Source organism: Halomicrococcus pelagicus (assembly GCF_051917725.1).
In the GTDB taxonomy this organism is placed as follows: Archaea; Halobacteriota; Halobacteria; order Halobacteriales; family Haladaptataceae; genus Halomicrococcus.
Genome location: NZ_JBQBLX010000001.1, coordinates 321032 through 333121, shown reverse-complemented (window position 1 = coordinate 333121; position 12090 = coordinate 321032). Strand labels below are relative to the sequence as shown.

Below are 12090 nucleotides of genomic sequence, written 5' to 3'. Positions count from 1 at the left end.
AGCCGTCGTATGGACCGGCGGCAGTATCTCGCAGCGTTCGCGGCCGCCGTCTCGGGAGGCTGTGCCGCGCCTGGAACGACCGGCGGGTCGGACGAGCCGACGACCGCGAACGCCGCCGAGTACCCGATGCCCGACGACCTTCCGGTTCCCGGGGCGGAACTCGAACGCGGGGCGCTTCGGGACGCCATCCCGGCCATCACCGACCCCGCGTTCGGCGCGGACTGGAGCGGCGTCGCCGTGGAGGTTAACGACGAGTTCGGCGAGTACACGGCCACGCCGAGGCTGGCGGACGGCGACCGCCTCGTCGGCGTCGAGCGCGACGGACGGGCGCGCGCCTATCCGCTGCGCGTCCTCGTCTGGCACGAGGTGGTCAACGACGCGTTCGGCGGGCCGCTGCTGGTCACCTACTGTCCGATCTGCCGGAGCGGCGTCGTCGCCGAGCGCGTGGTCGACGGCGAACCCACAGCCTTCAGCGTGACGGGGTTGCTCTGGCAGCCGCCGGGTGTCCGTGCGGCCGCCCGGAATCAGTCGGGCGACGCGTTCGGCGCGTCGTCGGACGACCCCGACGCCTCCCTCAGGAACAGCGGCAACCTGGTCATGCGCGACGAGGCGACCGGGAGCTACTGGAGTCAGCTACTGGCGCGGGCCATCTGCGGGCCACGAACGGGCGACGAACTTGCCATCCGCGCTTCGACGGTCGCCACGTGGGGGGAGTGGCGGGCGTCTCACTCGACGACCGACGTGCTCGTGCCACCGCCGGACTCGGGGACGCTGTAGCTCGTCGTTTCGAGGGATTTCTCGACCCGTCGCCTCTCGTCCCGTTTCCTTGCTCGTCGACACCCGCGAGAGGTCGCAGCCGTCCCGTCACTGGAGCCTACTCCTTCTCGAGATTGAGCGCGTCGAAGAACCGGTTCGAGACGCGCCGGGAGACGAACTCTACCAGTTCGTCCACGTCGGCGTCGACGTCCGCGAACAGGCCGAGCGGGATGGACGCGCCCGCCATGTCGGTGTGGCCGCCGGCGCTGCCGACGTCACCGAACGCCTCGACGAGCACGTCGCCGACGTCTACCCGGGGGTCGATGGAGCGGGCACTCATCTCGACGGCGTCGTTCACGATGCCGAAGACGAGCACCGTGTCGACGCCCTCGATGTTCTGCAGGTAGTCGGCCACCTGCACGAGCGCGTCCCGCTCCGACGTCCGCCCGATACAGGAGGTGAGACTCGCCCCGCGCTGGGTTCGGTTCCGGATGCCCTCCGCAATAGCGTCCACGGTCGACGGCGTGAACGACGCTCCGTACAGCTGGTCGAGCAGGTCGATGTCGGCGTTCGGATAGACGCTGAGCGCGGCCTCGTACTCGTTCACGGTCGGATGCCGGAGGTAGTCGATGCGCTCGCGGTGGAGCGCGAACAGTAGCGCGGACGCGAGACGGGCGTCGGGGTCGATGCCGAGCTCCTCCAGGTACCCGACGAAGATGGTCGTCGTGGCTCCGACCGATTCGCGGACGTCGACGAACGTGGTGTCGACCTGCTCCTCCGAAGGGTGGTGGTCGACCACCACGTCGGGGACGACCTCCGGGCCGAGTTCGACGTGACCGCCGGGGACGGCGTGGTCGACGAACGCCATCCCCTCGTAGTCGTGCAGGTCCACGTTCACGAGCCGTTCCATCGGAACGTCGAGAAGGTTGACGAACGCGCGGTTCTGCTGGTGGGAGATGTCGCCGCCGTAAAGGACGTCGGAGGTCTCCACGCCGGCGAAGTCCGCGATCGCGACGAGGGCGAGGGCGCTGGCGATGCAGTCCGGGTCGGGGTTGTCGTGACAGACGATGGCGAGCGAATCGACGCTGGCGAGGTAGTCGACCAATTCCTGGGCGCGACCCATGCCGACGTGTTAGTGCCTCGTCTATATCAATTAGAACCAATATTTGAGTTCTCGGCAGGTTGTAAACTTCGTACCGCTATACGAAATCGGGGAACGACCCCGAACGAATCCCGAGAGATGCGCGTGTGGTCGGTGACTGACACGACTGGCGTCGCGTCCCCCGACGCGGACGAACCGGTGGGTCTCCAACGGGTCACCCGGCGGCAGTATTTATGACCGGGGGGGCCTAAGAGGCGGGACGATGAGATTCCGGCGGCTGGTGCGCGGCAACGTCGAGTGGTCCCTGCTCGAGGGGGTCGGCCGCGAGATAGCCAAGCGGTACGGCCGCGAACGAGTCCGGGTCGAGTTCATCGACGCCGACAACTGGCTCTCGACGCCATGCGTCGTCGACGACGAGTGGTTCGTGAAGATAACGACCGACCAGAACTCGCTGGTGCACGCGCTGTTCACCAGTGCCCGCAACCTCGGTGCGTTCTCCAGCGGCACCGAGGGGTTCTTCGAGCACTTCGCCGACCCCGTCGAGATGGCCGAACACGAACTGGAGGCGACCCGCCGGATGCGCGAGATCGGGCTGAACGTCCCGAAACCGGTCGAAGCGTTCGAGTACGACGGCATGGGCGTGCTCGTGATGGAGTACCTGCCGGAGTTCGAGACGTTCGAGGAGATGGAACCGGACCGCGTTCGGGAGTACGCCCCGAAGCTGTACGGATCGCTGGCGGTGATGCACGACAATCAGCTCGCGCACGGCGACCTCCGCGGGGAGAACGTCCTCGTCCACGACGGAGAAGTGTACTTCATCGACGCGACCGGCGTCGACGAGAACCGCATGGACGAGGTTCGGTCGTACGACCTCGCGTGTGCGCTCGCCGCGCTCGCGCCGCTGGTCGGCGCCCGGGACGCCGTGGTCGCCGCCCGCGAGCATTACTCCGCCGAGGAACTGCTCGCCGCCCGGGAGTTCCTCGACTTCGTGAACATCCGTCCGGACCACGACTTCGACGCCGCCAGCGTCAAGGGCGAGATAGAGAAACTGGCGGACACGGAGCGACAGGAAGCCCCCCGGTAGTCGCCGGTCGTCACGTCGCTCCGCCCCGTCCGGCGTTCGATTCTGTGGCGCGAGCCGAGACGTTCGCGCGAACGTCGAACCGTGGGCGGGCGCGGCGGTCCTCGCCGAACCGTGGCCGTTCGTTGTCGGTCGCTGAGGAAAGTGAGAGCCTTTTTTACCGCTCCGCTCCCAGTTTAGTCCGTATGAGCCAGCAAGCCAGCGAGCAGGTGTACGGCCACTACATCGGCGGCGAGTGGCGCGACGGCGACGGCGACGAGACGTTCGAGAGCGTCGACCCATCGAACCAGGAGACGCTGGGCGAGTTCCACCGCGGAACGGAGTCGGACGTCGACGCCGCGCTCGCCGCCGCCGAGGCGGCCGAAGAGGAGTGGCGAAATCTCTCGTACATCGACCGCGCGGAGTACCTCTGGGACGTCTACCACGAACTGCGCGACCGCACCGACGAACTCGGCGAGATCATCACCAAGGAGTGCGGCAAGGAGATCAGCGAAGGCAAAGCCGACGTGGTCGAGGCCGCACACATGGTCGAGTGGGCCGCGGGCAACGCCCGCCACCCCCACGGCGACGTGGTGCCGTCGGAGATTCCGAGCAAAGACGCCTACATGCGCCGGAAACCCCGCGGCATCGTCGGCTGTATCACGCCGTGGAACTTCCCGGTCGCCATCCCGTTCTGGCACATGGCGCTCGCGCTCGTCGAGGGTAACACCGTCGTCTGGAAGCCCGCCGAGCAGACGCCGTGGTGCGGCCAGATCGTCGCCGAGATGCTCGAGGACGCGGGCATCCCCGACGGCGTGTTCAACATGGTCCAGGGCTTCGGCGACGCCGGCAACGCCATCGTCGAAGACAGCCGCGTCGACACCGTCCTCTTCACGGGCTCCTCGGAGGTCGGGCACAAGATCGCGGGGAAGGTCGGCGGCGAACCCGGCAAGCTCGCGGCCTGCGAGATGGGCGGCAAGAACGGCATCGTCATCACCGAGGAGGCCGACCTCGACACCGCCGTCCACTCGGCCATCATGTCCTCGTTCAAGACGACGGGCCAGCGCTGCGTCTCCAGCGAGCGCCTCATCGTCCACGAGGACGTCTACGACGAGTTCAAGGAACGCTTCGTCGACCTCGCGGAGGACGTCTCCGTCGGCGACCCGCTCGACGAGGACACGTTCATGGGGCCGCTCGTCAACGAGGAGCAGGTCGAGAAGTTCGGCAAGTACAACGACCTCGCCCGCCAGGAGGGCGCGAACGTACTGGTCGACCGCGAGGAACTCGACGACAGCGAGATTCCGGAGGGCCACGAGGACGGCTACTGGGTGGGTCCGTTCGTCTACGAGGTCGACTACGACCCCGACCTCCGCTGCATCAAAGAAGAGGTCTTCGGCCCGCACGTGGCGCTGATGAGCTACTCGGGTGACATCGAGGACGCGGTCGAGATCCACAACGACACGCCGTACGGCCTCGCCGGCGCTATCATCAGCGAGGACTACCGCCAGATAAACCACTTCCGCGACCACGCCGAACTCGGTCTCGCCTATGCGAACCTGCCGTGCATCGGCGCGGAGGTCCAGCTACCGTTCGGCGGCGTCAAAAAGTCCGGCAACGGCTATCCGAGCGCTCGCGAAGCCATCGAGGCGGTCACCGAGCGCACCGCCTGGACGATAAACAACTCGAAGGACATCGAGATGGCGCAGGGCCTGTCGGCGGACATCAAGACTTCCGACGACGACTGACCGCGATGCGTGGCCGGAAGGCTCTCATCGTCGCAACCTCGTCGGAACGGGACGCGACAGACCGGTACGGCCACGTCGACGTAGCCGAACGTCGGTCTCGCGGCGTCGCTCTCAAAGTTCCTTCTCGATGACGTAGCCCCACTTCTCGTAGCGCTGTTCCTGGTAGTAGTCGTGAACGTCGTCTTTCCCGAGCGGCGAGGCCAGCGCGACGTACTCACAGTTTCGCTCGTCGGCCCATCGCTCGACGAACGCCACGAGCGCGCGGCCGTGTCCCTCCCCTCTCCGGGGTTCGTCCACGACCAGGTCGTAGAGCCACGCGTGGCGAGCGTGGTGGAGGACGCCCGCGACGAGGACGCCGGCCACTCCGACCAGTTCGCCGTCGACGAACCCGCCGAACAGGTGGTACTCGTCGTCGCCGGTCCACTCCAGCACCTCCTCGGGGGCAGCGTCGTCCCACAACTGGCGGAGAATCGGAACGGTCTCGCGTCGTTCGGACTCGTCCGTCAACTCTCTGACGTCCATGCGTTCGCCTGGACGACCTGGAGGAAAAATCGAACGGTCGTCGGGTATCGGCCGTGCGAGCGCTCGCATCAGGCCGGTTGCTCGCGTCGCTCGTGTCGGTAGCGTCTCTCGCCCGCGGTCGACTCGTCCGAGTCCCCGACTGTGGCCGATTCGTCTCGACGGAGAGTCACGACTGCGGCGTTCTCGAAAGGGGGGTGTCGCGATTGGAGACGACGAGGAGGGAAAGTGCTCCCGGGAGCAGATTGGACCTCCCGACCAAGGGTCCACTGCGACGAGGGGCACAGTCCATGCCGACACACGACGAGAAAAGCGTCGTCCGTCGGCGTGGGAGGATTGCCCCTTCTGCCATATAAAGCTGTGCAACCCGGGACGCGGGTCATCGACGGCGACAGGTCACATCCGACACACGTGGGCGGGAGACGGTGGCGCGAGACGCCGCTCGCGCTACGCGACCCGATTGTCGAGGTCGTCGTACTCGCCCGTCGCCACGACGCGCTCTACGTTCCCGGCGACGACGTCCGCGAGGCGCGCGTAGTACTCCGGCGTGTGGCCGGCGTTGTGCGGCGTTATGGTGACGTTCTCGAAGTTCCAGAGTGGGTGGTCCTCCGGGAGCGGTTCGGGGTCGGTCACGTCCAGTGCCGCACCGTCTATCTGGTTGCCGCGGAGCGCCGACACCAGCGCGTCCGTCTCGACGACCTTGCCGCGGGCGACGTTGACGAGCAGGGCGTCTGGCGGGAGCGTGTCGAACTCCTCGGCTCCGACGAGTCCGCGGGTCTCGTCGGTCAGGGGGCAGGCCAGCACGAGGAAGTCGGTGCGGGCCAGCGCGTCGTGGAACTCGTCGAAGCCGAACACCTCGTCCGTCGGGCCGCCCTTCTCCGGGGAGTACCGCACCCCGAGCGTCTCGACGCCGAACCCGTCCAGTCGCTCGACGACGGCGTGACCGATGGCTCCCAGGCCGACCACGGTGACGGTGCTGCCCTGCAGTTCGCGGGCGCGGAAGTGTCGCCACTCGCGGCGCTGCTGGCGCCGCCACGCCTCGTGGAACCCGCGGACGAAGGAGAGGACGGCTCCGACGACGTGTTCGCCGATGTTCGGTCCGTGGACGCCGGAGGCGTTCGTCACGGCGACGCCCCGCGATTCGAGCGCGTCCAGCGGCAGGTGTCCCGTCCCGGCGTACGCACAGGCGAACAGTCGGAGGTCGTCGGCGCGCTCCAGTAGCTCCTCGTCGATGCTCATCCCGGTCACGATCTCGGCGTCGGCGACGAGTTCGCGCTCCTCGGACGGCGTCTCGGCGCGCCGTACCTCGACTCCGGGCAAGCGCTCGCGCAGTTCCTCGGCGTACTCGGCGACGGGCATGCCGTGGGTTCCCCGTCGGAGCACGAGCACGGTCGGCGACGTGGATGGTTCGCTCACGTTTCCCACTTCACGTACGTCGGATACTAATCGTTCCGGCGCGACGCCCGACGGCGTGGTCCCGCCTGCCCGTACGTCCTCGTCGGCGTCGAAGTGGCAGGGTGGTCCCCGGGGCGGGAAGCCCTAAACCGGTCGAGCACCTACCATCTGACATGGCCACCGAAGAGACCGCGACGGACGAGACCGGGAGTCAGGAGACGCCGGTCGACGGCGACGCGGCGAGTCGGGTCGTCGTCTCCTACCCCGAGGACCTGAGCGACTGGGGCCGGTTCCAGGTGGAGAAACCGTCGTTCCGGGCGTTCCTCCGCAAGACGAAGGGTCGGGTGACGGCGGGCGACGAGTGGGAGGAGTTCGTCGGCGTCGGCTGCTGTGGCAACACGCTGGACGTGCCACTGCGCGTCGAGGACGTCGAGGGCGGCGACCGGATGGGACCGGAGACGGCGATAGCGTTCGAGGTGCGGGAGGCCTGCGGCATCGAAGGGGGCTGGCAGGTCCAGAGCGCTGGTGGGTCGAACGAGATCTAGAACTGCTCGTCGAGAAACGCCGCGACCCGGTCTCGCGTCGGCGCGGTGCGAGCGCCCTCTTCCATCGACGCCAGCGCGCCGCAGGCGTTCGCGAACTCCAGGGCGCGTTCGTAGTCCGGCCCGGACTCCAGGAGGACGGCCAGGAATCCCGCGGCGAAGGCGTCGCCCGCGCCCGTGGTGTCGACGGTGTCGACGCCGAATCCCGGGTGGGTGTACGCCCCGTCGGTCGTGTCGACGTGTGCCCCGTCGCTCCCGCGTTTGACGACGACGACGCGTCCGTCGAGTTCCAGGGAGGGGTGTTCGAGGTCCCGGTCCAGCAGCGTCTCCGCCTCCAGGTCGTTGAGGAAGACGACGTCGGAGTACGCGAGCGCCTCGTCGAAGTCGCGGTCGCAGAGGCGGCGTCCGGGGTCGAAACTGACGGGGACGCCGGCGTCCGTCGCGACGGCGGCGAGCCTCGCGGCGGTGTCGGGGCGCTGGCTCGTCAGGTGGAGGTGGTCGGCCGCCGCCACGTAGTCGGCGTCGACGTCGTCCGGCGTTATCGCCTCGTTCGCGCCCTCGTTGCCCAGCACCATCACCTCGCCGGTGTCGTCGACGACGAGGTACTTCGTCGTCGTCTCCATCCCTTCGACCGACGGCAGGTGCGAGACGTCGACCCCCGCACGCTCCAGTTCCCGACGCGCGAGCCGTCCCTGTTCGTCGGTACCGACGCTCCCGACGACGCCCGTCGAGACGTCCATGCCCGCGAGCGCGACGGCGACGTTCCCGGCGCTGCCCCCGCCGGAGCGATGCTGGGATTCGATGCGGGCTTCCCCGTCCGGTTCCGGCAGGGCGTCCACCCGGAGGGTCACGTCCCAGTTGACGTGACCTGCGGTGACTACCTCGACCATACTGAGCTGTTCGCGGGGAACATACCGTTTCCGTAGGCCCGCGTCCGTAAAAAGTCCTGCTGGCTCAGACGGGCGGCGCGATGGCGAACAGCAGCAGGTTGTACGCGCCCGGACCGAGGCCGACGGCCGCGACCAGACCGAGCAGCAGGTAGCCCTCCGTCGGTTCCTCGGCCACGTAGTCGGCGAAGAGGACGACGATGAACTCCGCCAGCGCGACCTTCACGAGCACGAACAGCCAGCCGACGCCGATGACGTCCGCGGTCGGCAACCCGTGGGCGAACTCGAGGATGAGCCGGGAGACGGGCGTCCGCTCGCCGAAGTTCAGTACGTCGATGCCGACCGCCGTCGAGACGGCGTCGAGGGAGTGGCCGAACAGCACGAGCGCGCCGACCGCACCCGTGACGACAGCGACGTCGGGGTAGAGATACCGCGTCCCGCCCCACAGCAGGCCGGTGAGCACGACGGCGGTGACGAGCCCGACGAACGGCCAGAACAGCCGCAGGCTTCCGTTCGCCACGCCGTACTGGACACCCAGACCCACGACGGGCAGCACCGCGGCGATGCCGGTTACGGCGAGCGTGCGCGCCACCGGCAGCGAGGACAGGGAGAAGACGGCCAGCCACACAGTCCCGGCGACGGCGAACGTCGTGAGATACACGGCGGGCGTTCCGAGCAGCGGTTCGACGACCGCCGGCGGGAGTCGGACCTGGTAGAGGGCGTGGAGGCCGGAGCCGACGACGATCCACGGAGCGAACGCGACGACGGTGCGCTCGCCGACGGGAGGCGACACGCGCCAGAGCGTCCCCCCGACGACTCCGACCGCCAGTAACAGCACGAACAGGTACGGTAGCGGCGGGAGCGCGAATCCCGAGGGAAGCACCATGTCCCGACAAGGGAAGGGGTTCCGGGAAAGGTTTGTGGTCGGACGCTGGGAACGCCGGCGGGAACCGCGCCCTCTCGATGCCGCCGTGTCGAAGTGCGGACACTACCGAGCGCGACGCGGACGGGACCCCGAGTAGCGCGGACGTGACTCCGTGTAGCGTGGCCGTGACCCGAATGTTTATTTGTAATAGTACCGGCACATAATATATGGTTTCAGTGCTCCGGTCTTGCGGGGACGCCGACCACCCCGACTTCCACGCCTGGCTACGGAGGCTCAAGGAGCGTGGTAGTAACCTCCTCGTGACCGGAGACGTTCCGGACAGCGTCTCGGCGACGGCCTCTCGCACGCTCTTCGGCCGCGGGACGGACCGGTATCGAACGCTCGCACTCGTCGACCGGACGGTCGCCGCCCCCGGGTCGCGGCTGCCGGACGGCGCGTCGGTCGACGACTCGACGACGTGGGTCGTCGACCAGCGCAACTGCGAACGGTCGATTCCGGCCGACGCGACGTCGGTCACGTCCAACCTCGGGCCACCGGAGCGCAACGACGTCGGACAGCTCTGCGAGGAGCTGCAGACCGCGATAGGGTTCTTCGAGGAGCGCGCCGACGGACTCGACCCCGCACGACTGCGGGTCGGCGTCGACTCGCTCTCCCCGCTGGTACAGCGCGACCTCGCGGCGACGAAACGCCACCTTCGCACGCTCGCCGCCACCGTCCGCGGCGTCCACGGAATGGCTCACTATCACCTCCGCGTTCCGGACGACGAGGACGTCGTCGCGGCGCTGACGCCGCTTTTCGACGTGCGTATCGAACTCCGGAAGCGTCCGGGCCGGAACCCCGAACAGCGCTGGCACGTGCCGGAACTCGACGCGACGACGATGTGGGTCGAACTGTAGAGGAGAGGAACACGCATGGAGTTCGACACGCTCGACAGGCGGCCGGGAATCGCTGTCTTCGACCCCATCGAGAACGCCCGGTTCGAACTCTACACCGACGACCCCGTCGCCCCGGAGCCGACCGCGACGGACGAGTTCTACTTCCCGGTCGACGCCGCCGTGGCGTTCGAGACCACGGCGGTCGAGATTCCGAACTACCTCTCGGTGGTCGTCCGCACGCAGGACGGCGAGATAAGCGTCGACGCGACGACGTTCGACGACCGGTCGCTTCCCGCCGACGACTACCTGCTCGAACTCCAGAGCACGCCGATGAAGCTCTACGTCGCCGTCCGGGGCGAACTGGAGCTGAACCACGACGAGACGTCCGTCACGATTCGATTCGACGGCTCCCGTCGCCCTCGCGTCGGCACGCGGTCGTTTCACGAACGGCCGACCGGGACGATAACCGTCACCGACGACGTCGAGGACGCGATGAAGGCGGTGTCGTTGCTCGGTTCGGCGCTGAAGACGACCTCGTGCGAGCGGTCGTTCCCGACGCTCCGGGGTCACCCGCCGCTCGTCGAACGCGGGAAGTCGTTCGACGTTCCGGACGGCGTGGAGCGTCCGGAGACGGGCGTCGAACTCGTGATGCCACCCGAACGGGAGTACGTCTATCCCGCGGCTTCGCTCGCCTACTACCTGGGAGCGGCGGTCGTTCCCGGCGACGAACCGCGCCTGGTCGCGGACGGGGTCGAACGCTCCCTGGACGGTCCGGACGGGTACGAGACGACGGTCAATCGCGTTCTCCGGCAGTCGTTCTTCCTCGACTGCCTCACCCGCACCGAGGGGTACTACGACGTCGACCTGTACGAGCGCGAGCAGGTCGAATCGCTCGTGGACCTCGACTTCGCCGACCTCTACGGGCGGTCGCTCGCCGCGCAACTGGACGCGTACCTCTCCGTGCCCTTCGAGACGCTCGAACCGTACGTGCTGGACTGGCACCTGACGACCGACGTCGTGCCGACGGCGGAGAACCTCCCCGCGCTCCCCTACTTCGCCGACGAACTCTCGCTCGTGCGGACGCCCCGGCGGCCCGACGTCGCCAGCGTCGAACCGACGCCGGAGACGTTCGACGACTTCACCCGGGCACGCACCACGGCGGCCGTCGCTGACGGCGAGTTCACCCGTAGCACGAGCGACGAGTGGAACTGGGACGACGACGAGATGTTCCAGGTCCAGGCGGCGGACACGGTCGAACACGCGTGGGTGGGGAGCGGATACCCCATCGGGGCGAACAAGGTCACGCTCGAATCGCTCCGACGGAAGGTCGACCACACGCCGCCGGATGACTCGGCGCTGACGGTACACGTCGTCTGTAACGATTCGGCGATGGCCGACGAGAACGTCGTCGGGGAGTTCTACGGCCTGCGCGACCTCATCACGTTCGACGTGTCGATACACGAGCGGACGACCGCAGACGAGCTGGCGACCCTGTTCGAGACGTCGGCCGATTTCCTCCACTACATCGGCCACGTCGACGACGAAGGGTTCCTCTGCGCCGACGGCTACCTCGACGCCCGGTCGCTCGACGACGTGAACGTCGACGCCTTCCTCCTGAACGCCTGTCGCTCCTACCGGCAGGGCGAGATGCTGGTCGAGAAGGGCAGTCGCGGCGGCGTCGTGACGCTCGCGGAGGTCATCAACAGTTCGGCGACGAACGTCGGTCGAGCGCTCGCTCGGTTGCTGAGTTGCGGGTTCTCGCTTCGAACCGCGCTCGGCCTCGCGAAGGACGAGGTGCTCGTCTCGGTGGAGTACGTCACCATCGGCGACGGCGGTCTGACGCTCTGTCAGAGCGAGAGCGGCGTTCCGGCGATGTTCCAGATTCGTCGCGAGGAAGACTGCTATCTCCTCGAACACCACACGTTCGTCGCCTCCAGCTACGGGATAGGGTCGATGGTGTCCTCGATTCTGGAGGAGTCCCCGACGCGGTATCTCGTACCCGGTTCGAGACCGCGCTTCGAGTTGTCCGCCGAGGAAGTCGACGACGCTCTCGACCTCGAACTACTCCCCGTCGAGATGGATGGACGACTCTACTGGAGCGACGACTTTTCGTTGACCGACGGCTGACTATCTACGGCCCATTGGTAGTGTTCGCGGTCGCTGCGATTACGCTTCCGGCCTGCATCAGCGCCAGGCCGACGGTGAACAGGACGCCAATCATTCGCGGATGCTCGGACAGGAACGCTTGCACGTTGTTCTGTACCATACACTTCAACGTTCACCTCATTTATATAAATAATTAACTTAAGGATTAGTACTAATA

Annotated in this window: 12 protein-coding genes; 6 read left to right on the top strand and 6 right to left on the bottom strand. The window is 67.5% G+C overall.

The features are described 5' to 3' along the window. The first annotated feature begins 9 nt into the window (after positions 1-9). Positions 10-777 (top strand): DUF3179 domain-containing (seleno)protein, encoded by a 768-nt coding sequence (locus tag ACTF4R_RS01795; RefSeq protein WP_440005775.1) that lies wholly within the window; start codon positions 10-12, stop codon positions 775-777. A 97-nt stretch (positions 778-874) separates the two neighbouring features. On the opposite strand, the gene ACTF4R_RS01790 is transcribed toward ACTF4R_RS01795, so the two are convergent. Continuing rightward, entirely contained in the window at positions 875-1879 is a 1005-nt protein-coding gene (locus ACTF4R_RS01790) for a DHH family phosphoesterase (RefSeq protein WP_440005773.1), read from the bottom strand. A 241-nt stretch (positions 1880-2120) separates the two neighbouring features. Here ACTF4R_RS01790 and ACTF4R_RS01785 point away from each other — a divergent pair, with 241 nt between their 5' ends. Next, positions 2121-2942, top strand: a complete 822-nt coding sequence (locus tag ACTF4R_RS01785; RefSeq protein WP_433623931.1) for an RIO1 family regulatory kinase/ATPase domain-containing protein — start codon at positions 2121-2123, stop codon at positions 2940-2942. A 182-nt stretch (positions 2943-3124) separates the two neighbouring features. Beyond that, entirely contained in the window at positions 3125-4663 is a 1539-nt protein-coding gene (locus ACTF4R_RS01780; protein WP_440005772.1) for an aldehyde dehydrogenase family protein, read from the top strand. A 111-nt stretch (positions 4664-4774) separates the two neighbouring features. Here ACTF4R_RS01780 and ACTF4R_RS01775 read toward each other — a convergent pair whose 3' ends face one another. Both ACTF4R_RS01775 and ACTF4R_RS01770 read right to left on the bottom strand, forming a co-directional pair. Continuing rightward, entirely contained in the window at positions 4775-5185 is a 411-nt protein-coding gene (locus tag ACTF4R_RS01775; RefSeq protein WP_433623927.1) for a GNAT family N-acetyltransferase, read from the bottom strand. A gap of 444 nt (positions 5186-5629) precedes the next feature. Further along, positions 5630-6541, bottom strand: coding sequence for a D-2-hydroxyacid dehydrogenase (locus ACTF4R_RS01770; protein ID WP_440006666.1), 912 nt, complete (start codon positions 6539-6541; stop codon positions 5630-5632). 209 nt (positions 6542-6750) lie between these two features. Between ACTF4R_RS01770 and ACTF4R_RS01765 the strand changes: the two genes are divergently transcribed. Continuing rightward, positions 6751-7122 carry a DUF7968 family protein gene (locus tag ACTF4R_RS01765; RefSeq protein WP_440005770.1) on the top strand — a complete coding sequence of 124 codons (372 nt, stop codon included), beginning with the start codon at positions 6751-6753 and terminating at the stop codon, positions 7120-7122. Here the strand turns inward: ACTF4R_RS01765 and ACTF4R_RS01760 are convergent. Continuing rightward, entirely contained in the window at positions 7119-8009 is an 891-nt protein-coding gene (locus ACTF4R_RS01760) for an ATP-dependent ribose-1-phosphate kinase (RefSeq protein ID WP_440005768.1), read from the bottom strand. The two genes, ACTF4R_RS01765 and ACTF4R_RS01760, sit on opposite strands and share 4 nt — an antisense overlap. 64 nt (positions 8010-8073) lie before the next feature. Next, complete coding sequence (locus ACTF4R_RS01755) at positions 8074-8892, bottom strand: DUF63 family protein (protein WP_440005766.1); 819 nt, start codon at positions 8890-8892, stop codon at positions 8074-8076. Between the two features lie 206 nt (positions 8893-9098). Here ACTF4R_RS01755 and ACTF4R_RS01750 point away from each other — a divergent pair, with 206 nt between their 5' ends. After that, complete coding sequence (locus tag ACTF4R_RS01750) at positions 9099-9788, top strand: DUF7504 family protein (protein ID WP_440005764.1); 690 nt, start codon at positions 9099-9101, stop codon at positions 9786-9788. 15 nt (positions 9789-9803) lie between these two features. Further along, positions 9804-11894 carry a hypothetical protein gene (locus ACTF4R_RS01745; RefSeq protein ID WP_440005762.1) on the top strand — a complete coding sequence of 697 codons (2091 nt, stop codon included), beginning with the start codon at positions 9804-9806 and terminating at the stop codon, positions 11892-11894. A 4-nt stretch (positions 11895-11898) separates the two neighbouring features. On the opposite strand, the gene ACTF4R_RS01740 is transcribed toward ACTF4R_RS01745, so the two are convergent. After that, positions 11899-12033, bottom strand: coding sequence for a DUF7503 family protein (locus ACTF4R_RS01740; protein WP_440005760.1), 135 nt, complete (start codon positions 12031-12033; stop codon positions 11899-11901). Positions 12034-12090: the final 57 nt, after the last annotated feature.

Coding starts and splice junctions, on each gene's coding strand:
- ACTF4R_RS01740 (WP_440005760.1), bottom strand. CDS start 12,033: ATGGTACAGAACAACGTGCAAGCGTTCCTGTCCGAGCATCCGCGAATG.
- ACTF4R_RS01790 (WP_440005773.1), bottom strand. CDS start 1,879: ATGGGTCGCGCCCAGGAATTGGTCGACTACCTCGCCAGCGTCGATTCG.
- ACTF4R_RS01780 (WP_440005772.1), top strand. CDS start 3,125: ATGAGCCAGCAAGCCAGCGAGCAGGTGTACGGCCACTACATCGGCGGC.
- ACTF4R_RS01795 (WP_440005775.1), top strand. CDS start 10: ATGGACCGGCGGCAGTATCTCGCAGCGTTCGCGGCCGCCGTCTCGGGA.
- ACTF4R_RS01760 (WP_440005768.1), bottom strand. CDS start 8,009: ATGGTCGAGGTAGTCACCGCAGGTCACGTCAACTGGGACGTGACCCTC.
- ACTF4R_RS01750 (WP_440005764.1), top strand. CDS start 9,099: ATGGTTTCAGTGCTCCGGTCTTGCGGGGACGCCGACCACCCCGACTTC.
- ACTF4R_RS01755 (WP_440005766.1), bottom strand. CDS start 8,892: ATGGTGCTTCCCTCGGGATTCGCGCTCCCGCCGCTACCGTACCTGTTC.
- ACTF4R_RS01770 (WP_440006666.1), bottom strand. CDS start 6,541: ATGCCCGTCGCCGAGTACGCCGAGGAACTGCGCGAGCGCTTGCCCGGA.
- ACTF4R_RS01765 (WP_440005770.1), top strand. CDS start 6,751: ATGGCCACCGAAGAGACCGCGACGGACGAGACCGGGAGTCAGGAGACG.
- ACTF4R_RS01745 (WP_440005762.1), top strand. CDS start 9,804: ATGGAGTTCGACACGCTCGACAGGCGGCCGGGAATCGCTGTCTTCGAC.
- ACTF4R_RS01785 (WP_433623931.1), top strand. CDS start 2,121: ATGAGATTCCGGCGGCTGGTGCGCGGCAACGTCGAGTGGTCCCTGCTC.
- ACTF4R_RS01775 (WP_433623927.1), bottom strand. CDS start 5,185: ATGGACGTCAGAGAGTTGACGGACGAGTCCGAACGACGCGAGACCGTT.